Below are 25,364 nucleotides of genomic sequence, written 5' to 3' on the forward strand. Positions count from 1 at the left end.
ATGTTCCGAACCATGAGCGTCGCATTCACCCGAGAAGAAGATCTGGAAGCCACCGCCGCCGACCTGGCGGACCGCCCGATCTCACCCCATCCCAATCTGGTCACGCCTGAAGGCCTGGCCCTGATCGAGGCGGAACTGGCCGCCGCCCGCGCGGCCTATACCGCCGCCCAGGTCCAGGGTTCGATCGAGAGCGACCGCACCGCCATGGCGCGCGCGACGCGGGATCTGCGCTACTGGTCCGCACGTCGCGCCTCGGCCCAGCTGATGGAGCCGACGCAAGACGACGGCGGGGTGAGGTTCGGCGGCTGGGTCTCCATCGAGCGCGAGGACGGACGGGCCCAGACCTGGCGGATCGTCGGCGAAGACGAGGCGGACCCGGCGAAGGGCTCGGTCAGCCATGTCTCGCCTCTGGCCCGCGCCCTGTTGGGAAAACGCGTCGGGGACGAGGCCGTGGTGGCCGGCCAGTCGGTAGAGATCACCGCCGTCGGCTGAGGCCTCAGTGGGACTTGTCGTCGGACTCGCCCAGGATTTCGCGCATCATCTCCAGGATCAGCTTCTGGTTCCGGACCGGCAGACGAGGCGCAAGTCGGGCGATCTCGACACTCTGTTTCGTCGGCCTGTGCTCATGATCGAAACCGGGAGCCTCCTCTTCCCCCAGTCCGGGGTGAGCGTCCCTGAAACCCTGAAAGAAGAACGGGATCTCGACCTTCATGAACTCGGCCATCTCGAACAGTTTCGAAGCCGAGACGCGGTTCGTGCCCTTCTCGTATTTCTGAACCTGTTGGAAGCTGACGCCGACGGCGCGCGCCAGGGCGCTCTGGGTCAGGCCCAGGTCGAGGCGCTTTTCCTGGACACGGCGGCCGACGTGGCGATCGACGGCGTGCGGCTGTTCGGTCTTGTCTCGCGCCATACCTTGCCCGTCCCAGATCAACGTTCGATTCGGGGAACCCTAGATCGTGCGATCAACGGCCACAAGCCGACGAACCCCGCCGCCAGAAGGCCGGCCAGAAACAGCCAGTCACCCAATCGGCCGTAGGGCGTGACGCCGGTCGGGCGCGGCAGCGGCGCGTCGATCACCCCCATGACGCCGGGGTCCAGCCGTTCCCCGTCCACGATCCGGCCCCAGGGGTCGATCATGGCCGAAATCCCCGTCGGCGTCGCGCGGGCGATCGGCAGGCCGGTCTCGATGGCGCGATAGGAGGCCAGGTTCAGATGCTGACGCGGCCCCGAGGTGGCGCCGAACCAGGCGTCGTTGGAGGCGTTGACGATCCAGTCCGGGCGGCCCGCAGATCCCGGCGTGAAGCCGGGATAGAGGCTTTCGTAGCAGATCAGGATCTGAGCGGGCGGCGCGCCAGGAATCTGGATCGGGGCAGGGGTTGGGCCTGCCGTGAAGTCGCTGGGCATGTGCACCAGGCTGCGCAGACCCACGGCGGTCATGATCGAGCCCAGGGGCAGATATTCGCCGAACGGCACCAGCCGGTGCTTGTCGTAGACGGCGGCGATCCGCAGGCCCGGCCCGCCCTCGTCGGCCAGGGCGAACAGGCTGTTGTAATAGCGTGCGCCCTCGGGGGCCGTCAGATCCGCCTCGCCACGCGCCAGGCCCATCAGCAGGGTTTGGCCAGGACGCAGAGCCCCCGCGATGGCCGTCGCATCCGTCGAGGCGAAGACGTCATTGGCCGAGGCCGGCAGGGCGCCTTCGGGCCAGACCACGACGTCGGGCGTCTTCGCGCCCGGCTGCCCGGTCAGGGCGACGTAGCGGTTCACGATGGAGCGATAGGCCTCAGGCGACCATTTGGTCTCCTGTTTCACATCGGCCTGAACCAGACGAACCACCGTGTCGGTGAACTGCAGCTCGGCCTGGGCCAGACGTACGGCGCCGAAGACGCCGACGGCGGTCAGGGCCAGAACGCCCAATCCCGCCGAGACCAGGCGGCTGCGCGCCGCCCCTGGACCGATCAGGGGCGCCAGGGCGGCGGTGGCGGCGACCGTAATCAAGCTCAGCCCATAGACCCCGACCACCGAGGCGAACTGCGACATGCCGCCGCCTGCCCGCCAGGTCGCGCCGGCCGGGTTCCAGGGAAAGCCGGTCAGCACATGGCCGCGCAGCCATTCGGCGGCGCAGAACAGGGCGGCGAACAACAGAACCCGGACGACGCCTATAGGGGCGAACCGGCGATAGAGGGCGCAGGCCGCCCCCCAGAACAGGCCGATGCCGGCGGGCAGCAGGCTGGCCGCGAAAGGCGCCATCCAGGCCTGTTCCGGATTGACGAAGAAGGCTTCCGCCACCCACCAGCAGCCGATGAAGAAATAGGCGAACCCCGCCAGCCACCCCATCCAGAAGGCGCCGCGCGTCGTGTCCGATCGCTCGGACAGGATCATCAGCAGCGGATAACCCAGCAGGCCGATCAGCACTCCGAACGGCGGATGGGCCAAGGCTGTCCCCGCCCCCGCCAGCAGGGCCAGGCCGATGCGGATCAATCGCCAGGTCAGGGCGCGTCGCTTGTCCGGAAGGGCGCGCACGCGGGCGGCGAAACGGTCGAGCACGGCGTCGGGAAACATCAGGTCAGTCCTGCCCATCTACCAAGGAATCGGCGGCGTAGGGGTTGGCGACGCCGATCTGGGCCAGGATCTCGCGCTCCTCGGCCTCCATCTCTTCGGCCTCAGCGTCATCCTCGTGGTCACGCCCCAAGAGGTGCAAAACGCCGTGCACGACCAGATGGCTCAGATGATCCGACAGGCTCTTGCCCTGGGCCTCGACCTCCGCCGCGCAGACGCCGTAGGCGAGAACGATGTCGCCCAGATGCGGCGCGGCGTTTTCGGGAGCGGGGAAGGACAGGACATTGGTCGGCTTGTCCTTGTCGCGGAACCGGGCGTTCAGGTCGCGCACCGCTGCGTCGTCGGTCAGCAAGACGACGATGTCGCCCTCGACGGCGCCCAGGGCCGCCTTCGCAGCGGTCTCCACCACGGCTTCGGCGTCCGGCAATGCGGCGGTCCAGGCCTCGGCCTCGACTTCGATCTCGATCATGCGGGGTCTTCGAGGTCCGGGGCCGGGCGGCCTTTTGCGGCGTCGGCGTCATAGGCGCGCACAATCCGCTCGACCATGGCGTGACGCACCACATCCGAGGCCTCGAACTTGAGAATGCCGACGCCCTTGACCCCGTCGAGGATGCGCAGGGCGTGGGCCAGGCCGGAATCACGCGGGTTCAGCAGGTCGATCTGCGAGGGATCGCCCGTCACCACCATCCGCGCGCCCTCGCCCAGCCGGGTCAGGACCATCTTCATCTGCAGCCGCGAAGTGTTCTGGGCCTCGTCGACGATGACGAAGGCGTGGCTGAGGGTGCGGCCGCGCATGAAGGCGATAGGGGCGGCTTCGATCTCGCCCTTGTCACGGCGGCGCTGCACGTCCTCGGCGCCGAGAATGTCGTTCAACGCCTCCCAGATCGGGGCCAGATAGGGGTCGACCTTCTCGTTCAGATCGCCCGGCAAGAAGCCCAGTTTCTCGCCCGCCTCGACGGCGGGGCGAGTGATGACCAGCCGGTCCACCTGCCCGCGCCGCAGAAGCGATGCGCCATAGGCCGCCGCCAGGAAGGTCTTGCCTGTACCCGCCGGGCCGACGCCGAAACTGAGCTCGCAGCGGCCCAGCATGGCCAGATAGGCGGCCTGGGCCTTGGTCTTGGGCACAATGGAGCCGCGCTTGCCGCCCGGAAGCGACACGCCCGCCGCCGCCATGCCCGGCGTGCCCTTGCCGCCACGCGCCTGGCCCAGGGCCGCGCGCACATCGGCCTCAGTGACCTCCGCGCCCATGGCGGCGCGCTTGGCCAGATCCTCGATCACCTGACGGGCGTCCGCACGGTCGCGCGTGCCGCCATTGACGGAGACCCCGCCGCCCGGCGCCTCGACCAGAACCTTGAAGGCGTCCTCAATCAGGGCGACGTGACGGCTGTTGGGTCCGATCACCGCACGCAGTTCAGCGTCATTCAGGGGAACGAACTCGGAGTCTCTCGCCACTAGGCCGCCTTTTCTTTCTTCGCCGCCTCTGTCGAGACGAGCCGACCGGTCAGACTGTTCTGCTGGCCGGCGATAATCTCGACCGGAACGATCTGGCCGATCAGATGATCCGCGTCATCGACGTGGACAGACTGAAGATATGGGGATCGACCGACCGCCTGGCGACGGTGGCCGTGTCGGCCCGGCTTGTCGAACAGCACATTCAGGGTGCGGCCCGCCTGGGCGAGGTTGAAGGCGGTCTGCTGTTCGGTCAGCAGTTCGATCAGACGGTGCAGCCGTTCCTTGGCCACCTCGGGCTCGACCTGTTTGCCCATGCCGGCGGCGGGGGTGCCGGGCCGGGGCGAATACATGAAGGCGAAGGCCCCGGCGTAGTTGACGCGGCGCACCAGATCCAGGGTGTCCTCGAATTCCTTGTCCGTCTCGCCGGGGAAGCCGACGATGAAGTCGCCGGCCATGGCGATGTCGGGCCGGGCCTCGCGGATGCGGGCGATCAGATCGAGGTATTTCTCTCGCCCATGCTTCCTGTTCATCAGCCGCAGGATCCGGTCCGACCCCGCCTGCACCGGCAGGTGCAGATAGGGCATCAGGGCGTCCAGATCGCCATGGGCCGCGATCAGGTCGTCCGACATGTCGTTGGGATGGCTGGTCGTATAGCGGATCCGGTCCAGTCCGGGGATTTCGGCCAGGGCGTAGGCCAGTTCGACCAGGCTGGACTTGCGGCCATCCGGCCGTTCGCCGTCATAGGCGTTGACGTTCTGACCCAGCAGGGTGACTTCGCGCACGCCGCGCCCGGCCAGGGCCCGCGCCTCTTCCAGCACCGAGGCCAGGGGACGCGACCATTCGGCGCCGCGTGTATAGGGCACGACGCAGAAGGTGCAGAACTTGTCGCAGCCCTCCTGCACCGTCAGGAAGGCGGTCGGGCCTTCGGTAAAGCGGGCGGCCGGCAGGGCGTCGAACTTGTCATCAGGGGCGAAGTCGGCGCCGATCCGCTCGCCCCGCGCCCGCGCCGTGCGGGTCAGAAGCTCGGGCAGTTGGTGATAGGCTTGGGGGCCGACGACGATATCGACCGCCGGCTGGCGCTTCATGATCTCCTCGCCCTCCGCCTGGGCGACGCAGCCGGCGACGGCGATGGTCATGTCGCCGCCGGCCTCGCGCTTGATGTCGCGAAGTTCGCGCATCTTGCCCAGTTCGGAATAGATCTTCTCCGCCGCCTTCTCGCGAATGTGGCAGGTGTTCAGGATCACGAAGTCCGCCGCCTTGACGTCGTCCGTCACCGCATAGCCTAACGGGCGCAGGACATCGGCCATGCGCTCGCTGTCATAGACATTCATCTGGCAGCCGTAGGTCTTGATGAACAGGCGCTTGTGCGGCGTGTCCAGCGTCGCCTCGGCTTGCGGAACCAGGGTCTCGGTCATGCCGGGCTTATGATCGCCCGCACCGACGACGACAAGTCCAGGGTTCAGCCTGGGGTTCAGCCGGCATCCACGTCTTCAGGGGCGACCCGGGCGGCGTGGCGCTTGAAGATCAGGCCTTCGCGCTTGGACGGTTCGGCGCCCTCGATCGGCACGCCGTACAATTCGAGCTTGTGGCCGATCAGTTCGAAGCCCAGCCGTTCGGCGATCTCGGTCTTCAGCTTCTCGATCTCCGCGTCGAAGAATTCGATGACCTCGCCGGTCTTGGTGTCGATCAGATGGTCGTGATGATCGTCGCCCGCCTCTTCATAGCGGCTGCGGCCGTCCCCGAAATCGTGTTTCTCGACCACGCCCGCCTCTTCGAACAGGCGCACGGTGCGATAGACGGTGGCGATCGAGATGTGCGGATCGATCGACGACGCGCGGCGATACAGCTCCTCCACGTCGGGGTGATCCTCGGCGTTGGACAGCACGCGGGCGATCACCCGACGCTGTTCGGTCATACGCATGCCGCGGTCGGCGCAGAGTTTTTCGATCCGGTCCATAAACCTAGAATAGGGGTTTGGATCGCTTCAGGGAAGCGGCGCCTTGTCGGGATTATTCCGGAGGTCCAGGCCGAGCACCAAAGCGTCGGTGCGGCGGCCGTCTGGAGCCGCATAATAGGCCTTCCGCCGACCGATCTGGCGAAAGCCGGCACGATCATAGAGGGCGCGGGCCGCCGCATTGTCTTCCGCCACTTCCAGAAACAGTCGCACGGCGCCGGCTGCGGCTGCGGTCAAAGCCCCCTGCCCCGTCAAGCGGCCGCCCAGGCCCGCGCGCCGCGCCTCGGGTCTGACGGCCAAGGTCAGGATCTCCGCCTCATCCAGCACGACGCGGATCAAGATGAAGCCGTCCGGTTCAATCACGGCGAAGACGCCCGCCTGGTTCAGCAGATCCGCAAACTCCGCCTCGCTCCACGGCGCGGCGAAGGCCTGGGCGTGAAGTCGGGCCAGAAGCGCGGGATCGGCGGCGGTCATGAGGCGGGCTGGCGCGGCTGGCCCGGCAGACGGCTGGGCGGGGTGGCGTCCGGCGCGCGAAGATAAAGCGGACGGGGCGGGTGGCGGTCTGGATCGGCCGCTCGGACCAATCGGGCCAGCGCTTCGGGCGCAGGCGCCACGCGGGCGTCCATGGCTGCGAAGCCCAGATCAGGAAAGGCCTCGACCAGCACGGCGGCGCCGTTGCCGACCAGACGAACGCCGTCGCCCTGAGCAGCTATTCGCCGCGCCGCCTCGTCCAGCGGCAGGGCTTCGTCCGGGCCGACAGCCACACCGTGGCTGAACAGTTTGGCATAGACTTGGCCCCGACGGGCGTCGATCAGGGCCGCGACCGGCGTTTCGGCTTGTTCGAGCGACGCCGCCAGCCCGTCCAGCGTCGACACCCCGACGACCGGTCGATCCAGGGCCGCGCCCAGACCCTGGGCGAAGGCCAGCCCGACCCGCAACCCGGTAAAGGAGCCGGGTCCGACCGTGACGCCGACGCGGTCCAGGCCTTCGAACGCTACGCCGGCCTCGGCCATGACGTCGCGCACCAGCCCCCCCAGCCGCTCCTGATGGCCCTTGGTCATGGGCTCGAACCGGACGGCCATGGGACGGTCGTCCTCGAACACCGCCGTCGTGCAGGCGCCGAGCGCCGTATCAATCACCAGAAGTCTCATGCCCGCCTTCTAGGCGGCTCTCGCCAGAACCTCCACCAGTCGTGTCAGGGCGCGCCGGACCGCCCGATCCTCGATACGGGAAAAACCGCTGGCCATGGCCCGGCCCTCGGGCGTTTCGGCAAGCGACCGGATCAGGGACAGTTCCGTGTTCTGGGCGTCCTCGGGTCGTTCCGGGAAGAAGGCCTCGACCGGAAGTCCCAACGCCAAGGCCAGATGGTGCAGGCGCGCCGCTGAAATCCGGTTCTGGCCCCCTTCGTACTTCTGCACCTGCTGACAGCTGACGCCGACCAACTCGCCCAAGGCGGTCTGGGACAGGCCCAAGGCCGTGCGTCGCGAGGCGATCCGTGCGCCGACCTCAACATCCAGGGGTTCGACCGCGCGGGCCGTTTTGCGAGAGGGGGGCGTCCTGTCCATAAAAGAGAAGATGGCACAACCCCTGCGGGCATACAACCTTTTCGTTTCATGGCTCGTGGCGGGCGATCACGGCGGACAGGCGCACTACGTCCCGCCGATCGATAACCTCAGCGCGATCCAGCGCGCCGGGGCCACGGACATGGATCGCTTCTGCATCGGATCTGTCGAACAAGCGGAGGCGGACGGCCCCGTCGATGGTCTCCACGACGCACCCCTGGCCGGCCCGTGGCCATAGCCCCGGCTGATATTCAAGAAGGACGCCCTTTTCAGCCCAGGGCGACAGGGCGTCGTCGCGGACCTCCAGTCGCTTCGACCTCGTCGATACTTCGAAATCGCGACCCCGGCTCTCCACACCCGTTGTCAATGAACCGGGTTCCGGCGCGGCGCCGCCCAGGATCAGGGCCAGGGCCTCGGGCGTCGAATCCAGGGCGCCGGTCAGACGCCGCTGCACATCAGGACGAAACAGGCCCGGGCGTCGGCCGGATTCATAGAGGCCCCAGCCCTGGCTGGTCATGTCCAAACGCGATCCCGCCTCCGCCTGGGACAGGCCGCGCTCGCGGCGCAACGCAGCAAGCGCCTCGCCCAGACGAAGGACTTCAGGATCAGGAACGAAACGCGGCATGTCGCATCATAGATGACGCACCGACGCACGTGTGGCGAGAACGAAAACGCCTCAGGCGATCAGACGGTCTGCTCGACCCGCGTCACTTCCGGTACATAGTGGCGCATCATCTGCTCGACGCCTGCCTTCAGGGTCGCCGAAGACGAGGGGCAGCCGGAACAGGCGCCGCGCATCCGCAGGCTCAGCACGCCGGTCGCCTCGTCGAAGGAATCGAACAGGATGTCCCCGCCGTCCTGGGCCACGGCCGGGCGAATGCGGCTGTCCAGCAGGGCCTTGATCTCGGCGACGATCTCGCTGTCGTCCTCCGCATGGCCCTCGGCTTCGGCGCCTTCGCGGGTCAGGGGACGACCGGAAACGAAATGATCCATGATCACGCCCAGGATCGGGGCCTTCATCTCGGACCAGTCCGGTCCGCGCTCGTTCCGCGTCACCGACACATAGTCGGCGCCGAAGAAGACGCCGTCGACGCCTTCGAGTTCGAACAGGGCTTCGGCCAGAGGCGAGGCGGTGGCCTCGTCTATGGTGCGATAATCCAGCACCGTCAGCGGCGAGACATCGCGTCCCGGCAGGAATTTCAGCACGTTCGGGTTGGGCGTGGGTTCGGTCTGGATGAACATGGGCGGGAGATGCGCACGCGACCGTCAGGTTGCAAGCCTTAACGGCGTCGCAGCCCGCCCAACACGCCCCGCAGCAGTTCGCGGGTGAGGGTCGATCCGGCCGTGCGCAACACCGACTTGGTCAGGGCCTCCATCGGGGTCTGTCGATTGGAGGCGCGAGCACGCGGCGCCGGCGCAGGTCGGGCCTGCGCCTTGGCGCGCGTCTTCGCCGCCGCTTCATCAGCCTTGGCCTGGGCTTCCGCCTGATCCGCAGCGGCATGGCGCGCCGCGAGGATTTCCTCGGCCGACTCGCGGTTCAGCACCTGGTCGTAGAGACCACGCACCGGGCTGGCGGCGATGATAGCCGCGCGTTCGGCCTCGGTCGCCGGGCCCAGGCGCGACGCGGGCGGACGGATCTTGGTGCGGGCAACGACGGTGGGCGCGCCCCTCTCGTCCAGAACCGACACCAGGGCCTCGCCCACCCCCAGGGCCTGGATGGCCTCGGCCGTGTCGAAATCGGGATTGACGCGGAAGCTTTGAGCCGCAGCCTTCAGCCCCTTCTGTTCGGACGGCGTATAGGCGCGGAGCGCGTGCTGGATGCGGTTGCCCAGCTGGGCCAGGACGCTGTCAGGGATATCGGCCGGGTTCTGGGTGACGAAATAGACGCCAACCCCCTTGGACCGGATCAGCCGCACCACCTGTTCGACCTTTTCCAGCAGGGCGCGCGGCGCGTCGTTGAACAGCAGGTGGGCCTCGTCGAAGAAGAAGACCAGGCGCGGCTTTTCCGGGTCGCCCACTTCCGGCAGTTGTTCGAACAGTTCGGACAGCAGCCAAAGCAGGAAGGCCGCATACAGGCGCGGACTGTTCATCAGCCGGGTGGAATCCAGAATATTGACCTGACCCCGCCCGTCCAGGCCGGTGCGGATCATGTCCTCCAGCTTCAGGGCCGGTTCGCCGAAGAAGGCCGATCCGCCCTGCTGTTCCAGCTGGAGCAGGGCGCGCTGGATCGCCGCGATCGAGGCGGGGGCGACGTTGCCGACCTCGCGGCCGATCCGCTCGGCGTTCTCGCCCACATAGGCCAGCAGGCTGCGCAGGTCGTCGAGGTCCAGCAGCAGCAGGCCCTCCTTGTCGGCGATATGGAAGACCACCGTCATCACGCCTTCCTGAACCTCGTTCAGGTCCAGCATCCGGGCCATCAGAACAGGACCGATCTCGGACACGGTCGTACGGATTGGATGACCCTTCTGGCCGTACAGGTCCCAGAACACCGTCGGCGCGGCGCGCGGCGTCAGGGTCAGGCCCATGTCGGCCGCGCGGGCGAGCAGCTTCTCGTTCGGAGCGCCGACCTGCGAAATCCCCGACAGGTCGCCCTTCACATCGGCGCAGAAGACCGGCGTGCCGGCGTCCGAGAACCCCTGGGCCATGATCTGCAGGGTCACCGTCTTGCCGGTTCCGGTCGCCCCCGCGATCACCCCATGACGGTTTGCCCGGTGAAACAGAAGGGTTTCCGGCTGAGCGGCGTCAGACTGGCCGAGGAAGAGGCCGGAAGGAACTTCTGACATCGATAGGTCTCCAGAGGGATGACCAAGGTCTAGCGCAGACCCTCGCGCGCCGGAACCGCCGCTGTTCGCACGTGTTGACGCCGCTCGGCGAGCCGCCGACAAGGATCGTCATGAAAAGTCCCATCACCATGCAGGCGTCGGCCGTCTCACGGAACGCCGCCGCCTTGATCGCGACCGTCGCGGCGGGCGCGGCCATATACTGGCTTCGAGACATACTGACGCCTCTGGCCATGGCCATGTTCCTGCTGATCATGATCGACGGGGTGAAGCGATCAGTGGCCGCCCGGACCCCGCTGAACGACCATTGGGCCGGCATCGCGGCCTTGGTGCTGGTTGTTCTGGCCTTCTTCGCCTCCATCGCCATCATCGTGAACGGCGCAGCGGGGTTCTTCGGCGAAGCCTCCGGCGTGTCACAGAACATCGGGCCGCGCATCGATCAGATCATCCGCGACGTCTATGGCATGGTGCGGCTGGACAATCCGCCGACGGCGCAGGAGTTGATCAACGGCGTCGATATTCGCGGCTATGTCGCCTCGATCGCCATCCAGGTCCAGGGGATCGCCTCGGGGGCCTTCTTCGTCATGGTTTATCTCGGCTTTCTGCTGGCCTCGCAGATCGGCTTCCGGCGCAAGATCGTCGCCATGTTCCCCCAAAAGGCTCAACGCGACGAAGCGGTCGCCGTGTTCGAACGGGTGCGCGGCGGCGTCGAGGGCTATATCTGGGTCCAGACCGTCACCGGGGCCATGATCTGTCTGGCGGCCTGGATCCTGATGCGGGCCGTCGGCCTTCAGAACGCCGAGTTCTGGACCTTCGTCATCTTCATCGTCGGCTTCATTCCCGTGCTGGGCGGGGCCGTGGCGGGACTGGCGCCCCCCCTGTTCGCCCTGGTGCAGTTCCCCAGCTATTGGCCCGCCCTGATCCTGCTGGTCGGACTTCAGACTATTCTCTTCATTGTCGGCAATCTGGTTCAGCCGCGCATGCAGGGCGACAACCAGAACATCGATCCGGTCGTGGTCCTCCTGTCCCTGGCCTTCTGGGGCAAGCTGTGGGGCGTGGTGGGCATGTTCCTGTCGACCCCCTTGGCCGTCATGGCCATGGCGATCCTGGCCGAGTTCCAGGGCTCGCGCTGGATGGCGATCCTGCTGTCCGGCGACGGCGAGCCCTATGCCGACGAGGGGCGAGGCAAGGCGAAGGCTGGAGCCAAGACCCCCACAAGCAAGACGGCCGAAAAGGAGGCCTGAGCCCTGCGGCGCCGGGTCGCGCCAAAAGCCGCGCTTGCGTCCCTTGAACCGGCCGAAAGGCTTCCCATTTCCCTTATCGACGCCGCGGGACATTCCCCTCCGAACCGCGGCGAAGCGACCGACGCACCTTCCCCTCCCCTCGCGTCGGTTCGCGCAGGCCGCCGAGTTCCCCCGCTCGGCGGCCTTCTCGTTTTTGCGACGCAAAAGTCTTCCAACCTGAACACTGTTCAGAAGACTCTTCGGTCTTCAGGGGCTTCACGAGCGACCAGACCTGGCCTAGTCAGCGATGTGACGCGCAGTCGCGCGCCCGCCCCAGCGGCCAAGGCCGCGTCGCCCGAGACCATTGTCCATGACCGCCCTCGATCCGCGCCCCGCCCCGGTTCAGCCGATCTCTCCGGCCGCCCTGGAAGCTTCCTTTGCGCGGATCCTGGGGACCTCCCCCGGCAAGGCCGAACAATCCTTCCTGGCCCAGGCCCATGAAGACTATGCGGCCGACGAGACGCCCGAACTTGACGGCGAGGACCTGGCCGCCCTGCTGGCGGCCTCCTGGCGTGCGGCGAAGGATTACCCCGCCGGCTCGGCGCCTCTGATTACCGTGGGCCCGCTGTCGGGCGCGGACGGTCAGGCGCTGGACTATGATCTGGTCCGTATCATCCAGACGGACGCCCCCTTCCTGGTCGACAGCGTCATGGGCGCCCTGGCCGAGGCCGGGGTTTCGGTCCGCGCCCTGTTCCATCCCGTCGTGGAGCTGGAGGGGCGTCGCCTGTCGGTGATCATGCTGGTGATCGACGGCGCCCCGCAGGAACGACGCGACGCCATGGGCGAGGGCCTGGCCGAATGCCTGGCCGACGTCCACGCCGCCGTCGCCGACCATGAGGCCATGACCGGCCTGATGCGCCAGGCCCTGCTGCGACTGCAGGAGACGCCGCCGAAGGTCGATCCTGCCGTCCTGGCCGAGAACATCGCCTTCCTGAAATGGCTGAAGAGCGATCATTTCGTCTTCCTGGGCGCCCGCGACTACGACTATCCGCTGAACGCTGAGGGGGATTACGAGGCCGAGGCCCCGCTGAGCCAGTCGAGCGCCGGCCTGGGCATTCTGGCCGATCCCGAGCGCACCGTCCTGCGCCGCGCCTCCGAGCCGGCCGTGCTGACGCGCCAGATGCGCCGCCAGCTGGACCTGAGCGAACCCGTCACCGTCGCCAAGGCCAACGCCCGGTCGCGGGTCCACCGCCGCGCCTACATGGACTATGTCGGGGTCAAGCGTTACGGCCCGGACGGCAAGGCGACGGGCGAGACCCGGTTCGTCGGCCTGTTCACCTCCGACGCCTATGACCAGCTGGCGACCGAGACCCCGCTGATCCGACGCAAGGTGGCCAATGTGATGGCTCGCGCGGACAAGGCGCCGGGCAGCCACAACGAGAAACGGCTGCGCAACATCCTCGAGAATTATCCGCGCGACGAGCTGTTCCAGATCGGCGAGGACGAGCTGCTGTCCATCGCCCTGGGCATTCTCCACCTGTATGACCGACCGCGCATCCGCCTGTTCTCGCGGCAGGATCCGTTCGACCGGTTCGTTTCGGTCCTGTGCTTCATCCCGCGCGAGAAGTTCGACGCGGCGGTGCGCGAGCGGATCGGCCAGATCGTCGCCCGCGCCTGGGGCGGCCGGATCTCGGCCTGGTATCCGCAACTGTCCGACGCCCCTCTGGTGCGGGTCCATTTCATCATCGGCGTGACGCCGGGCGATCACCCGACCCCCGATGCGGGCCAGCTGGAACACGACGTCGCCGAGGCGGGTCGCGGCTGGGTCGAGCGGTTCGAAAGCGCCCTGCGCCGTGCGGATGTGACCGATGTCGAGGTCGGGCCGCTGAGCACCCGCTGGGCCCGCGCCTTCGGCGCCGCCTATCGCGACCGCTATGACGCCGACGAGGCCGCGATCGATCTGGGCGAGATGGACCGGCTGAACGCGACCGGTCAGGTCGGCGCCGGAGAACCTGTCGTGGTTCGCGCCTTCCGCAACGCCGAGGACAGCCGCCTGCAGTTCCGGTTCAAGCTGTATCGGCGCGGTCCCGCGGTTCCCCTGTCCGACGTCCTGCCGATCATGGCCGACATGGGTCTGAAGACCCTGGAGGAATACGGCTATCCGATCCGGCCGTTGGGTGCGGACGAGATCCACGTCCATGAGTTCCTGATGGAGGATCCGCGCGGCGAGGAACTGGTGTTCGCCGATGTGAAGGGCCCGTTCGAGCGCGCCTTCGCCGCCGTCTGGAACGGCCGCACCGAGAGCGACGGCTTCAACCGTCTGGTCGTCGAACTGGGCGTCGAATGGCGCGAGGCCGCCCTGATCCGCGCCCTGGCCCGCTATCGCCAGCAGACCGGCCTGGACCCGTCCCAAGCGGTGCAGGAAGAGGCGCTTCGGGAGTACCCGGACGTGTCCCGGGCCCTGCTATCGCTGTTCAAGGCGAAGTTCGATCCGATCGACGGGGCGGTGGAGACCCGCGAGGCGGCCGTCGCGGCGCTGAACGCCAAGATCAACGCCCTGCTGCAGGACGTGAAGAGCCTGGATCACGACAAGGCGCTGCGTCGCATGGCCGCCCTGATCGGGGCGATCAAGCGGACCAACTACTTCCAGCTGGACGCCGACGGCCTGCCCAAGCCGCACATCTCGATCAAGATCGCCTCGCGCGAGCTCGAGGATCTGCCGCTGCCCAAGCCCTATCGCGAAATCTTCGTCTGGGCGCCCCATGTGGAGGGGGTTCACCTGCGCTTCGGCCCCGTGGCGCGGGGCGGCCTGCGCTGGTCGGATCGTCGCGACGACTTCCGCACCGAGGTGCTTGGCCTGGTCAAGGCGCAGCAGGTCAAGAATGCGGTCATCGTGCCCGTCGGATCCAAGGGCGGCTTCTATCCCAAGCAACTGCCCCGGACGACCGACCGCGAGGCCATTCAGGGCGAGGCCATCCGCGCCTATCGCACCTTCCTGTCCGGCCTGCTGGACATCACCGACAATATCGCCGCCGACGGGTCGGTGACGCGTCCGGCCCATGTCGTCGCCTGGGAGCAGGACGATCCCTATCTGGTCGTCGCCGCCGACAAGGGCACGGCGACCTTCTCGGACATCGCCAACGGGGTTTCGGCGGCCTACGGCTTCTGGCTGGGCGACGCCTTCGCCAGCGGCGGTTCGATCGGCTATGACCACAAGGCCATGGGCATCACGGCGCGCGGCGCCTGGGAGGCGGTCAAGCGCCACTTCCGCGAGATCGGTCCGCGCGACAAGGTCTGGGACATCCAGACCGAGCCCTTCACCATGGTCGGCGTCGGCGACATGTCGGGCGACGTCTTCGGCAATGGCGCCCTGCTGTCCAAGGCGACCAAGCTGATCGCCGCCTTCGACCATCGCGACATCTTCATCGACCCCACGCCCTTCCCCGCCGCCAGCTGGGCCGAGCGCAAGCGGCTGTTCGACCTGCCGCGCTCGTCCTGGCAGGACTATGACAAGGGCTTGATCTCAAAGGGCGGCGGCGTCTTCTCGCGGTCCGCCAAATCGATCCAGCTGACGCCCCAGATCAAGGCGGCGCTGGACATCGCCGAAGACGAACTGGACCCGGCCAGCCTGATCCGCGCCATCCTGAAGGCGCCGGCGGACCTGCTGTATCTGGGCGGCATCGGCACCTATGTGAAATCGGCCGCCGAGACCGACGCCCAGGTCGGCGACAAGGGCACCGACGCCCTACGGATCAACGCCGACGAACTGCGGGTCAAGGTTGTGGGCGAGGGCGCGAACCTGGGCTTCACCCAGGCCGGGCGGATCGTCTTCGCCCAGGGCGGCGGCCGGATGAACACCGACGCCATCGACAACTCCGCCGGGGTCGACACCTCGGACCACGAGGTCAATATCAAGATCCTGGTCGGGTCGGCCGTGACCAACGGCGTCCTGCCGGTCGAGGAACGGACCCCGCTTCTGGCGTCGATGACCGATGAAGTCGGGCTGAAGGTGCTGGCTCACAACTACGACCAGACCCTGGCCCTGACCCTGCAGCAGTCTGAAGGACCGGGGGCGCTGGACGCCCAGCAGAGGTTCATGCAGGCCCTGTCGGCGCGCGGCAAACTGGACCGCAAGGTCGAGGGTCTGCCGGGCGACGCCCGGGTCAAGGAGATGATGGCCGCCGGAATCCCGCTGGCCCGGCCCGAGCTGGCGGTGCTGACCGCCTACGCCAAGCTGGAGCTGTCGGAAGAGATCGTCGCGTCCCAGGCGCCGGAGGATCCCTTCTTCGAACAGATCCTGGTCCGCTACTTCCCCGAGGCCCTGGCGCGGTTCGAACCGCAGATGAAGAGCCACCGGCTGCGGCGCGAGATCATCGCCACCGTCATGGCCAACGAAGTCGTCAACATGTGCGGCCCGACCTTCCCGGACCGGCTGCGCGGCTCGGCCGAGTGCGACACCACGGCCCTGATCATCGCCTTTGAGGCGGCGAGGCGCGTCTTCCGGCTGGACGAGGCCTGGGACGCAGTCTCGGCCCTTGACCGGACGATCTCGGCCGAGGCCCAGATCGACCTGTATCGTGAGATCGCCGTGGTCCTGCGTCGCCAGACCTTCTGGCTGGCCCGGCGCGCCAAGGCCGGGGTCTCGGTCCAAGCGCTGATCGATCGCTATCGGCCGACGGCCGACGCGCTTCAGGCCGAAGGCGCGCCCGTGCTGTCACGCTTCGAACAGGGGCGTCTGGACTGCCGGGTCGAGGCCTTCGCCAAACATGGCGCGCCGGAGGATCTGACCCGGCGGATCGGCATCATGCGGCCGCTGGTCGCCGCCTCCGACATCGGCGATCTGGCCCAGGAGACGGGCTGGCCCGTGGCGGCCATGGCGCGCCTGTATCACCAGGTCGGGGCGGCCTTCGACTTCGACCGGCTGCGGGCGGCGGCGGGATCCATCCCGTCGGCGGACCATTTCGATCGCCTGGCCGTGCGTCGCCTGATCGAGGACCTGATGAACGAGCAGGCGACCCTGACGCGGGCCGTGGCCCGGGCGTCAGACCCGTCGGTGGGCGTCAGCGAGGACGCGGCCGAGGGCGCCGTCGACGCCTGGATCGGATCGAAACAGGCGACGGTCGAAGGCGTGCGCGCCTCGGTCGACGAGATCGAACAGTCGGGTTCGGGCTGGACCTTCGCCAAGCTGACCATTGCGAACGCGACGATCCGCGATCTGGCCACGGCGGCGGTGCAGGCTTGACGGCGGCCCCGTCTCACCGCCTCTTCGGCCGATAAGAACAGGCGGGGAGGCCGACATGCCGAGAAAGTTCCTGGTCGTCGTGGACGACAGTCCCGAGTTCGAGGCCGCGCTGCGGTTCGCCTGTCGGCGCGCGCGCTCGACGGGGGGGCGGGTGGTGATGCTGCGCGTCATGCCCTCCAACAGCGACGCCCACTGGTCGGGCGTACGCGAGGAGATCGAGCGTCAGCAGCGCGAGGAGGCCGAGGCCCTGCTGAATCGGCTGGGCGAGGAGGCGACGGAGCGGTCCGGCGCCGCGCCGATCTTCCTGATCGAGAAGGGCGAGGCCCAGGGCGCGATCAAGAAGGCGGTCGGGGACGATCCGGACATCAAAATCCTGGTCCTGGCGGCCGGAAGCGGTTCGCGCGGGCCTGGGCCGCTGGTCTCGGCCATCATCAAACAGGGCGCCCAGCTGGGCGGACGCAAACTGCCGGTCACCATCGTGCCCGGCGAATTGACCGAGGCCGAGATCGAGGATCTGGCCTAGAGGCGCGAACCGGTCAGGGTCCAGGCCGTGGATAGACTCATTCCACCCTAAAAAATGGAGTCTATTTTCGTCTATTCCGGCGCGTAGTCCGGTGCGGCGTGACGATGTCAAAGACCCGGCGACATCCTACACCCGCCGGGACCGGCACCGGGTTGAAGGCGGACCTTTTAAGTCAGGCGATTGAAGTCGCGTTCTTATAGTCTCGGAATTAGGCGCGTTGACCGTCTTCGACGTCCGTCTGGACGCCGAGGCGAAGCTGGTCCCGAATCGTGGTCAAGCCGTCGCGCAACCGGGCCATGGCTTCAGGCGTGAGATCAGTCTGGTCCATCACGGCCTGGGCGAGGCAGCCGGCGTCGGCGGCAAGGGCGCGGCCGGCCTCGGTCAGGCGGACGCGGACCACCCGTTCATCGGCGGCGTCACGGGCGCGCGTGACCAGGTCGGCGGCCTCCAGACGCTTGATCAGCGGGGTCAGGGTGTTGGATTCCAGAAACAGCCGCTCGCCCAATCGGCCGACGGTCTGGTCGTCCTCGCGCCACAGCAGGCTCAACACCAGAAACTGCGGATAGGTGAGCCCCATCCGGTCCAGCATCGGCTTGTAGAAGCGACTGAAGGCCAGGCTGGCGGAATAGGCCGCGAAACACAGCATGTCGTCGATGGCGAACGGCGTGCTGAAGTCGGGCGTGGGGGCGGGGGCCGGGGTGCTCATCGGTCAATAATAATCGCGCGCGATTTAATCGCAAGCTTGACGACCCGAGAAGCGCGGCCTAACTCATCGTTCGCGATTATATCGCACACGATGTTTAATCACCCCAAGGGAGATCCGCCATGTCCATCACTGTTCTATATCGCACCGCCGCCGTCGCCACCGGAGGCCGTGACGGCCGCGTCGCCACCACCGACGGCGCGCTGGACCTCGCCCTGGGCATGCCCAAGGAGCTGGGCGGCGCCGGCAAGGGCAATAATCCGGAACAGCTGTTCGCCGCCGGCTACGCGGCCTGCTTCCTCAGCGCCCTGAAGCTGGTGGCCTCGCAGAAGGGCCAGGCCCAGGCGGCGGCCGAGGCGACGATCAAGGCCACGGTCGGCATCGGCCCGCGCAGCGACAAGGGCTTCGGCCTGGAGGTCGAACTGGAAGCCAGCCTGCCGGGCGTCGATCGCGATGCGGCCCTGGCCCTGGTGGAAGAGGCGGATTCGGTCTGCCCCTATTCGCACGCGGTGCGGGGCAATATCTCGGTCAAGCTGACGGTGGCGTGACGGGGTTCCTTCTCCCCTTGCGGGAGAAGGTGGCCCGAAGGGCCGGATGAGGGGTCAGCCGGTGGGCCAGTTCGCACCACTGGGCCCCTCACCCTTTGGCTGCTTCGCGCCGCCCTTCGGGTCGCACAAGGACGACGGCTTCGCCGCCGTGTGCTCAAGCCCTCTCCCGGCGGGAGAGGGTTTTTGCGTGCTTCACCACTTGGGGACCAGCCGCCACATGTGGAGGGGGTGGCGCACGGTTCCGGCCTCGGCGCCGGCGGCGTCGCCCCGGCCCATATAGAGGTCGGCGCGGACCGGGCCGCGGATGGCCGAGCCGGTGTCCAGCGCCATGGCCAGACCGCGATAGGAGGCCGTGGCGCCGCGCAGATTACCGCCATCGGCCTCCATCCAGACCAGTTCGCCATAGCGCCAGTGGGACGGATCGACCGCGATGGCGCGGCGCTCGGTCAGGGGAATGCCCGCCGCTCCGGGCGGATGGCCGTTGTCGTCCGGATCCAGGCGGAAGAAGATGTAGCGGGGGTTCAGGGCCATCACCCCCTGGGCTTCATACCCCCGGTGATCGGCCAGCCAGCCCCGGATCGCGTCGCCGGACGTACCGTTTTCCGGCAGCAGGCCCTGGCGGGCCATCGGCCGGGCGATGCCGACGAAGGGCCGGCCGTTGTCGGCGGCGTAGGCGGCGCGGGCGCGCGTCGCGTCCTCAAAGGTCAGATATCCGGAGCCTTGAATCTGGAGGAAGAACAGATCTTCGGGCCGCATCCAGGCCAGGGCCTGGTCGGGACGAGCCTGGGCTTCGATGGTCGCCCGGTCGCCGGCGCTGCGCGGATCGGCGGGCTTGGGCAGGACGGGGGCCGAAAACTCGGCGTCCGGGATGCGCCGGGCCGGATATTCGGGTGCGAAATAGGAGGTCAGCAGCCCCGGCGACCCGTCAGGGGTGCGTGCAGGCACGGCGCTGAAGTTGGCCTCGAAAAAGGCGCGGGCGGCGCTGGGGGAGAAGGCCGGGCCTGCGGACAGGGCGCGGGCGCGGGCGCAGACCGTTCGACCGGCCATATCCCGCGCTGCGCTGCAGCCTTCGGCATAGGCGCGGAAGGCGGCGAGGTGATCTTCGTCATTCCAGCCGGGCAGGACAGCCGGGCTAACGGCGTCGGACGGCGAGGGGGGGAGAGGCGCGTCCGGCGTCGGCGAGGGAATATAGGGTGTAGGCCCGGATTGGGGTCCTGTTCCCGGCGTGGCCGGCGCCGTCGGAGTCGGGGTCGTCGGAGCGGTCGAACAGGCGGCGGCCGCCAGGACCGACGCAAGCGTCGGCGCCCAGCGCAAGACCCGCCTGGGCGCCGCCTTCCTGGCCGCCGACATCAGGCGTTGGCCGGCTCGACGCGGGCCAGGACCCAGTTGGGATCAGCGGCCCCGAGGGTGCGTTCGAAGGTCCAGTGTTCGGCGGTGCGGCGTTCCTCGACCAGGGGCTCGCCCGTGACGGAATCGGCGGTTTCGCCCGAGGCCTTGGTCACGCGGCTGCGCAGTTCGGCCAGGAAGCGGACCTTGGCCACGGCCTTGTCGCCCTGGACAGTGGCGCCTTCCAGGTCCGCGCGGGGCGGGAAGAGGAATTCGACGGTCTCGGTCTCGCCGCGCGTCTCGCGCGCCGCGATGCCGGCGTCGAACGAGGCCATGACATTGGGGGTCAGCAGGGGCGTCAGGGCCGCGCGGTCGCCGGCGGCGTAGCCGCGAACGATGGTCTCATAGGCCTGCCGCGCACCCTCGACGAAACGGTTGGGGTCGAAGGCCGGGTCGCGCGCCTTCAACCCGGCGATGGAGGCCAGGGTCGCAGCGTCCAGCGCCGGGGTCTTGGAGGCCTCGGGCGTGGCGGTCGGCGACGGCGGGAGGGCCTTGGCGTCCTCCTGCGGCTGACGGCCGACCCTTTTGCCCAGCACATTATAGAGCTGGAACAGGACAACCGCCGCGATGACGGCGAAGATCACGATCTGGAACTGGACCGGCAAGGGGACTTCCTGACTTTCGGCGCGCGAGCGAGAATGCGCCATGGAGACGATTAGGGTCTCATATAGGAGGACGCAAGGCGATGCGCCCCCCTGGCGAGCAAGCGACGTTGCGGCCAAGCGTCTCGCCGTGGTAGTCGCGGCGCCTTATTCCCGGCCCAATCGGCCCTTTCCCGTAATCGAAGACGCCCATGACCGACGCCGCTCCGCCCGCCGACACCAACGCCCCGACGCAGGGCCAGCCGCAGCAGGGTCAACCCGCCGGTCCCGGCTTCCGCATCCTGGCGCAATATGTCCGCGACTTCTCGTTCGAGAACCCGCGCGCGCCGGAATCCCTGCGCATCGACGGCAAGCCGGCCATCGACCTGGGCGTCGAAATGTCGGCCCAGGGCCGTCCGGACGGCCTGTTCGAACTGGATCTGAAGCTGTCGATCAAGGCCAGCCACGAGAGCCAGGCGGTCTTCCACGTCGAGCTGGTCTATGGCGGCCTGTTCCAGCTGGCCAATGTCCAGGAGAAGGACATCGAGCCGCTGCTGCTAATCGAATGCCCGCGCTATCTGTTCCCGTTCGCCCGCGAGATCATCTCGCGCGCCACGGCGGACGGCGGCTTCTATCCGCCCTTCATGCTGGACCCGATCGACTTCGCCGCCATCTATATCGCCCGCCAGCAGCAGATCGCTCAGCAGCCGGTCGAAACGGGCCAGGCGTAAGTTTCTCCCTCCCCTTCATGGGGAGGGACGATCGCGCAGCGATCAGGGTGGGGCTCGAAAGGGCGCGAGCGAGGTCCTGACGGCCCCACCCCGGCTGCGCCGCCCCTTCCCATGAAGGGGAGGGAGAATTCCCTAGGCCGCTTCTTCCTCGGCCTTGATCCCATAGGCGTCCCACAGGGACCGGTCCTTGAGCACCTCGGCCAGGAAGGCGAGATGGGCGGCCTGTTCGTCCGGCGTTGAGCGCATCGCCAGCGGGCGAGGGCGGGCGCCATAGGCGGCGGCCTGGATCACGCCGGACGCATCCCGTCCCGCGACCGGGGCCGAGGACAGGTCCAGCACCCGCTCCTTACCGCCGCGAAGCTCCAGATAGACCTCGGCCAGCAGACGGGCGTCGATCAGGGCGCCGTGCAGGGTGCGTTCGACCAGCGACACCTTGAACCGTTTGCACAGGGCGTCCAGCGAGTTGGGCATGCCGGGAAACCGGCTCTGGGCCAGTTTCAGGGTGTCGATCCAGCGCGCCTCGCCGGTGATCGGCCGGCCGCACAGCTTGTATTCGAAGTCGATGAAGTTGCGGTCGAAGGCGGCGTTGTGCGCGATCATCTGCGCATCGCCGATGAATTCGATCAGATCGTCGGCGATCTCATGGAATTTGGGGGCGTCCTTGACTTTGTCGTCGGTGATGCCGTGGACCCGGATCGCATCGGGCGGGATCAGGCGTTCCGGATTGACGAAGCGGTGGAAGGTGCGGCCGGTCGGCAGCAGGTCCTGAATCTCGATACAGCCGACCTCGATCAGCCGGTCGCCCGTCTTGGGGTCGAAGCCGGTGGTTTCGGTATCCAGAACAATCTCGCGGGCCATTGCCCCTTAATGGAGTCGTTCGTCGCTTTACGAAAGGCCGGCCTTGCCGTGACGGGGAGATATCCACGCCGGATCCAGCACAGTTTCGACGACGGCGGCGACCTCGGCGCGGGCGGCCTCGAGCCCGCGGCCCGTATCGATGATGAAGTCGGCGCGGGCGCGTTTTTCGGCGTCGGGCAGTTGGCGGGCCAGGATGGCTTCGAACCGGTCGCGGGTCATGCCCGGGCGGGCCAGGACGCGCTCGGCCTGGATCGCCGGGTCGGCGGTGACCACGACCACGGCGTCCACATGGGCGTCGCCGCCGGTCTCGAACAACAGGGGGATGTCGAGGACCGCCAGTTTCACGCCAGCGGCCCGCGCGGCCTCCAGGTCTGCGGCCCGGCCCTGGGCCACCAGAGGATGGACGATGGATTCCAGCCGGCGAAACGCGGTTTCGTCATGGCCAAGGGCCTCGGCCAGGCGGGTGCGGTCCACGGCGCCGTCCACGACCACGCCGGGGAAGGCGGCGCCGACCGGTTCGACGGCCGCGCCGCCGGGCGCATAGAGCCGATGCACGGCGTTGTCGGCGTTCCACACCACCGCTCCCAGATCGGCGAACATGGCGGTCGTGGTCGACTTGCCCATGCCGATGGAGCCGGTGAGGCCCAGCAGGATCATGTCGCTTTGCTCAGATGCGTCGTCAGCAGGGCGCGCAGGTCCAGCGGCGGGGGCGGGCGGCGGAACAGGGCCTGGAACGAGGGCGCCGCCTGGCCGATCAACATGGCCAGGCCATCCACGGTCGGCAGGCCGCGCGCCCGCGCCGCTGTCAGGAAGGGCGTGGCGAGGGGCTTGTAGGTCATGTCCATCATCACCGTGCCCGGCGCGACGGCGTCGAAATCGAGATCCGGCTGAACGCTGAGGGCGTTGATCACCAGCACCGCGCCGTCGAGGGCTTCGGCCGACGACATGACCCGGACCGAAGCGCCCAGATCGGCGGCCAGGGCCTCAGCCCGATCCGGCGAGCGATTGACGATCCGTACCTGAGCCCCGGCCTCGACCAGGGCCCCGGCTCCCGCCCGCGCCGCGCCCCCGGCGCCCAGCATGACGACCGGGCGGCCGGCGAGGTCCAGATCCGGCGCCTGTTCCTTCAGACCCAGCATCAGGCCCACGCCGTCCGAACTGTCGGCGGAGACCCGGCCGGAGTCGAACGTCAGGATATTGGCCGACGCGGTCAGACGCGCCGCCGGAGTGGCCTGATCCGCCAGGGCGAAGGCCTGTTCCTTGAACGGGGCGGTGACGTTGAGGCCCAGGATCAGACCGGCGCGGCCAGCAGCCACCAGGGCCTCAAATCCTGACGCGTCTGCGGGAGCGAAGGGCACATAGGCGCCGTCGATGTCGCCGGCCGCCAGCCAGGCGTTGTGGATGACGGGGCTGAGGGAATGGGCCACCGGATTGCCGGCGATCCCCGCGACCATGGCCGCCCCCGTGATGCGATGACGGCTCATGCGGGCAGGACTCCGGCGCGCCGCAGCTCGGCCAGGACCGGCCACAGGGGCAGTCCCAGAACGGTGAAATAGTCGCCGTCGACCGCCTCGAACAGCTGGGAGCCCACGCCTTCGAGCCGGTAGGAGCCGACGCAGGCCATCAGGGCCTCGCCCTCGGCGGCCAGATAGGCGTCGAGGAAGGCGTCAGAGAAGTCGCGCATCCGCATCTCGACCGTGTCCACGCCGGACCAGACGATCTGGCCCTTCACCGCTAGGGCGGCGCCGGAGTGGAGGTGGTGAGTACGGCCACGCATCGATTTCAGCCGGTCTCGAGCGGCGTCGAGCGATTTGGCCTTGGAAATCAGGCCGCCGTCGAAGGCCAGGGTCTGATCCGAGCCCAGCACCCAGGCGGTTTCGTCATCACGCGAGACGGCCAGGGCCTTTGCCTCGGCCAGGCGCACAGCCAGGGCGGCGGGGTTCAGATCGGTCGAGACGGCCTTGATTGCGTCCTCGTCGACATCGGCGACGCGGACTTCGAACGGGACGCCGGCGTTTTCCAGCATGGCCCGGCGGGCGGCGCTCTTGGACGCCAGGATCAGGGGTCGGCGCTCAAGCAGCCCAAAGGGCGATAGCGCAGCGGAAATGATCATCTACCAGCTCGTTCCGATCTTGTGGTTGCGATGCTCGCTGAGCAGGTTGGTGATGGCGGCGGCCGTCTCCTCGACCGAGCGACGGGTGACGTCGATCGTGGGCCAGCCGCGGCGGGCGAAGGCGCGTTTGGCCTTAATGGTCTCGTCGCGAACGGCGTCCTGGTCGGTATAGTTGGAGGACTGGCTGGCGTTCAGATTGTCGATCCGGTTGCGCCGGATCTGGACCAGACGGTCGGGCGAGACGGTCAGGCCGATGACCAGGGGGTTCTTCAGCTGGGTCAGCCGCTCGCCGTCCTCCTGCCCCGGCACCAGGGGTACATTGGCGGCGCGGATGCCGCGGTGGGCCAGATAGATGCAGGTCGGGGTCTTGGACGTCCGGCTGACGCCGCACAGGACGACATCAGCGCCTTCCAGCTGTTCCAGCGAGCCCTGGCCGTCGTCATAGGCCATGGCGAAGTCCAGGGCGGCGATCCGGTTGAAATAGTCGTGGTCCAGGGCGTGCTGGGCGCCCACGCGGGTCGACAGGGCCGCGCCCAGATAACGAGACATGGCGCCGACCAGGGGATCCAGGGCGCCGATCTGAGGCATGTCCAGACGACGGCAGCCCTCTTCCAGCTGTTCGCGCAGATCGCGATCCACCAGGGTGTGCAGAACCACGCCGGGCGCGGCCTCCACCTCCTGCAACACCCGCTCCATCTGCTTCTCCGACCGCACCAGGGCGTAGATGTGCTCGATCGGAATGACCCCGTCGAACCGGGCCGTCACCGCCTTGGCCATGGCGTTCAGGGTCTCGCCGGTCGAGTCTGACACCAGGTGCACATGGAAATAGGTCGCCAGACGGGCTGGACCGGGGCGGGCGCCGGTAGGTCGCGCGGGGCTCATGCGATGGGTCGACTCCCTGTTGACAGACTCAGGGCGCCTTGGGGACGGCGGGGGACCGTCGGGGCGCCGTTCTCCTTAACGCCTGATCGATCCGACCGCGAGCGGGGATGAGGGTGGATGGCGACGACGATCCAACCCCGGTTCATCCCAAGGCGGAAAACCGGTTTCGCCATCGCTGTGGAAAATCCTAATGAAGGGTTAACGCCGGTTTACCCCGTTCACAGCCGCATCCCCCCGCAAACCCTTTGGCGTTAAGGTTTCGTTAGGGAT

The 25,364-nt window shown here is 68.0% G+C and carries 26 protein-coding genes; 6 read left to right on the top strand and 20 right to left on the bottom strand.

The features are described from left to right. Positions 1-12 precede the first annotated feature (12 nt). On the top strand, positions 13-492 hold the full coding sequence (gene greA, locus ACW17X_RS11360) for a transcription elongation factor GreA (RefSeq protein WP_492097466.1): 480 nt from the start codon (positions 13-15) through the stop codon (positions 490-492). A gap of 4 nt (positions 493-496) precedes the next feature. On the opposite strand, the gene ACW17X_RS11365 is transcribed toward greA, so the two are convergent. Genes ACW17X_RS11365 through ACW17X_RS11420 form a run of 12 tightly spaced genes read right to left on the bottom strand, consistent with a single transcriptional unit; the run spans position 497 to position 10,307 of the window. Then, a complete protein-coding gene (locus tag ACW17X_RS11365) occupies positions 497-910 on the bottom strand; it encodes a helix-turn-helix domain-containing protein (protein WP_492097468.1) in 414 nt (137 codons plus the stop codon). Between the two features lie 17 nt (positions 911-927). After that, complete coding sequence (gene lnt / locus ACW17X_RS11370) at positions 928-2,559, bottom strand: apolipoprotein N-acyltransferase (protein ID WP_492097470.1); 1,632 nt, start codon at positions 2,557-2,559, stop codon at positions 928-930. 4 nt (positions 2,560-2,563) lie between these two features. Further along, a complete protein-coding gene (gene ybeY, locus ACW17X_RS11375; protein ID WP_492097472.1) occupies positions 2,564-3,025 on the bottom strand; it encodes an rRNA maturation RNase YbeY in 462 nt (153 codons plus the stop codon). Continuing rightward, complete coding sequence (locus ACW17X_RS11380) at positions 3,022-4,008, bottom strand: PhoH family protein (RefSeq protein WP_492097474.1); 987 nt, start codon at positions 4,006-4,008, stop codon at positions 3,022-3,024. The genes ybeY and ACW17X_RS11380 overlap by 4 nt, the downstream gene beginning before the upstream one ends. Then, entirely contained in the window at positions 4,008-5,423 is a 1,416-nt protein-coding gene (gene miaB, locus ACW17X_RS11385) for a tRNA (N6-isopentenyl adenosine(37)-C2)-methylthiotransferase MiaB (RefSeq protein ID WP_492097476.1), read from the bottom strand. The genes ACW17X_RS11380 and miaB overlap by 1 nt, the downstream gene beginning before the upstream one ends. A gap of 56 nt (positions 5,424-5,479) precedes the next feature. Beyond that, entirely contained in the window at positions 5,480-5,965 is a 486-nt protein-coding gene (locus ACW17X_RS11390; RefSeq protein ID WP_492097478.1) for a Fur family transcriptional regulator, read from the bottom strand. Between the two features lie 27 nt (positions 5,966-5,992). Continuing rightward, positions 5,993-6,436 carry a ribosomal protein S18-alanine N-acetyltransferase gene (gene rimI / locus ACW17X_RS11395; RefSeq protein ID WP_492097479.1) on the bottom strand — a complete coding sequence of 148 codons (444 nt, stop codon included), beginning with the start codon at positions 6,434-6,436 and terminating at the stop codon, positions 5,993-5,995. Next, positions 6,433-7,113, bottom strand: coding sequence for a tRNA (adenosine(37)-N6)-threonylcarbamoyltransferase complex dimerization subunit type 1 TsaB (gene tsaB / locus ACW17X_RS11400; RefSeq protein ID WP_492097480.1), 681 nt, complete (start codon positions 7,111-7,113; stop codon positions 6,433-6,435). Before tsaB ends, rimI begins: the two co-directional genes overlap by 4 nt. A gap of 9 nt (positions 7,114-7,122) precedes the next feature. Then, the gene (locus tag ACW17X_RS11405) at positions 7,123-7,527 is read right to left on the bottom strand and encodes a helix-turn-helix domain-containing protein (RefSeq protein ID WP_492097482.1); all 405 of its coding nucleotides are present in this window, start codon (positions 7,525-7,527) and stop codon (positions 7,123-7,125) included. A 46-nt stretch (positions 7,528-7,573) separates the two neighbouring features. Next, on the bottom strand, positions 7,574-8,149 hold the full coding sequence (locus ACW17X_RS11410; protein WP_492097484.1) for a helix-turn-helix domain-containing protein: 576 nt from the start codon (positions 8,147-8,149) through the stop codon (positions 7,574-7,576). Between the two features lie 59 nt (positions 8,150-8,208). After that, positions 8,209-8,766, bottom strand: coding sequence for a NifU family protein (locus ACW17X_RS11415; protein WP_492097486.1), 558 nt, complete (start codon positions 8,764-8,766; stop codon positions 8,209-8,211). Positions 8,767-8,804: 38 nt separating this feature from the next. Then, the gene (locus ACW17X_RS11420; protein WP_492097487.1) at positions 8,805-10,307 is read right to left on the bottom strand and encodes a helicase HerA-like domain-containing protein; all 1,503 of its coding nucleotides are present in this window, start codon (positions 10,305-10,307) and stop codon (positions 8,805-8,807) included. 110 nt (positions 10,308-10,417) lie between these two features. Between ACW17X_RS11420 and ACW17X_RS11425 the strand changes: the two genes are divergently transcribed. From ACW17X_RS11425 to ACW17X_RS11435, 3 genes are all read left to right on the top strand, one after another. Continuing rightward, the gene (locus tag ACW17X_RS11425) at positions 10,418-11,548 is read left to right on the top strand and encodes an AI-2E family transporter (protein WP_492097489.1); all 1,131 of its coding nucleotides are present in this window, start codon (positions 10,418-10,420) and stop codon (positions 11,546-11,548) included. Positions 11,549-11,897: 349 nt separating this feature from the next. Next, a complete protein-coding gene (locus ACW17X_RS11430; protein ID WP_492097491.1) occupies positions 11,898-16,769 on the top strand; it encodes an NAD-glutamate dehydrogenase in 4,872 nt (1,623 codons plus the stop codon). Between the two features lie 55 nt (positions 16,770-16,824). Beyond that, positions 16,825-17,292, top strand: a complete 468-nt coding sequence (locus tag ACW17X_RS11435) for a universal stress protein (RefSeq protein WP_492088490.1) — start codon at positions 16,825-16,827, stop codon at positions 17,290-17,292. Between the two features lie 208 nt (positions 17,293-17,500). Here ACW17X_RS11435 and ACW17X_RS11440 read toward each other — a convergent pair whose 3' ends face one another. Beyond that, positions 17,501-17,998 (bottom strand): MarR family winged helix-turn-helix transcriptional regulator, encoded by a 498-nt coding sequence (locus ACW17X_RS11440; RefSeq protein ID WP_492097493.1) that lies wholly within the window; start codon positions 17,996-17,998, stop codon positions 17,501-17,503. A 119-nt stretch (positions 17,999-18,117) separates the two neighbouring features. On the opposite strand from ACW17X_RS11440, the gene ACW17X_RS11445 reads away from it, so the two are divergent. After that, the gene (locus ACW17X_RS11445; RefSeq protein ID WP_492097495.1) at positions 18,118-18,543 is read left to right on the top strand and encodes an organic hydroperoxide resistance protein; all 426 of its coding nucleotides are present in this window, start codon (positions 18,118-18,120) and stop codon (positions 18,541-18,543) included. A 192-nt stretch (positions 18,544-18,735) separates the two neighbouring features. Here the strand turns inward: ACW17X_RS11445 and ACW17X_RS11450 are convergent, their stop codons facing one another. Both ACW17X_RS11450 and timA read right to left on the bottom strand, forming a co-directional pair. Then, positions 18,736-19,893, bottom strand: coding sequence for an MltA domain-containing protein (locus ACW17X_RS11450; RefSeq protein WP_492097497.1), 1,158 nt, complete (start codon positions 19,891-19,893; stop codon positions 18,736-18,738). Next, positions 19,893-20,534 carry a TIM44-related membrane protein TimA gene (gene timA / locus ACW17X_RS11455; RefSeq protein WP_492097499.1) on the bottom strand — a complete coding sequence of 214 codons (642 nt, stop codon included), beginning with the start codon at positions 20,532-20,534 and terminating at the stop codon, positions 19,893-19,895. Before timA ends, ACW17X_RS11450 begins: the two co-directional genes overlap by 1 nt. Positions 20,535-20,722: 188 nt before the next feature. On the opposite strand from timA, the gene secB reads away from it, so the two are divergent. Next, positions 20,723-21,241, top strand: coding sequence for a protein-export chaperone SecB (gene secB / locus ACW17X_RS11460; protein ID WP_492097500.1), 519 nt, complete (start codon positions 20,723-20,725; stop codon positions 21,239-21,241). 132 nt (positions 21,242-21,373) lie between these two features. On the opposite strand, the gene dnaQ is transcribed toward secB, so the two are convergent. The 5 genes from dnaQ to ACW17X_RS11485 are packed head-to-tail and all read right to left on the bottom strand — an operon-like array spanning position 21,374 to position 25,094. After that, a complete protein-coding gene (dnaQ, locus tag ACW17X_RS11465) occupies positions 21,374-22,099 on the bottom strand; it encodes a DNA polymerase III subunit epsilon (protein ID WP_492097502.1) in 726 nt (241 codons plus the stop codon). A 27-nt stretch (positions 22,100-22,126) separates the two neighbouring features. Beyond that, positions 22,127-22,756, bottom strand: coding sequence for a dephospho-CoA kinase (coaE, locus tag ACW17X_RS11470; RefSeq protein ID WP_492097504.1), 630 nt, complete (start codon positions 22,754-22,756; stop codon positions 22,127-22,129). Beyond that, entirely contained in the window at positions 22,753-23,583 is an 831-nt protein-coding gene (locus ACW17X_RS11475) for a shikimate dehydrogenase family protein (RefSeq protein WP_492097506.1), read from the bottom strand. The genes coaE and ACW17X_RS11475 overlap by 4 nt, the downstream gene beginning before the upstream one ends. Then, positions 23,580-24,212, bottom strand: coding sequence for a Maf family protein (locus ACW17X_RS11480; RefSeq protein WP_492097508.1), 633 nt, complete (start codon positions 24,210-24,212; stop codon positions 23,580-23,582). The genes ACW17X_RS11475 and ACW17X_RS11480 overlap by 4 nt, the downstream gene beginning before the upstream one ends. After that, positions 24,213-25,094 carry a pyruvate, water dikinase regulatory protein gene (locus ACW17X_RS11485; protein ID WP_492088482.1) on the bottom strand — a complete coding sequence of 294 codons (882 nt, stop codon included), beginning with the start codon at positions 25,092-25,094 and terminating at the stop codon, positions 24,213-24,215. It lies immediately after the preceding gene. Positions 25,095-25,364 lie beyond the last annotated feature (270 nt).

It is taken from the genome of Brevundimonas sp. FV1ye4L, from assembly GCF_058681255.1.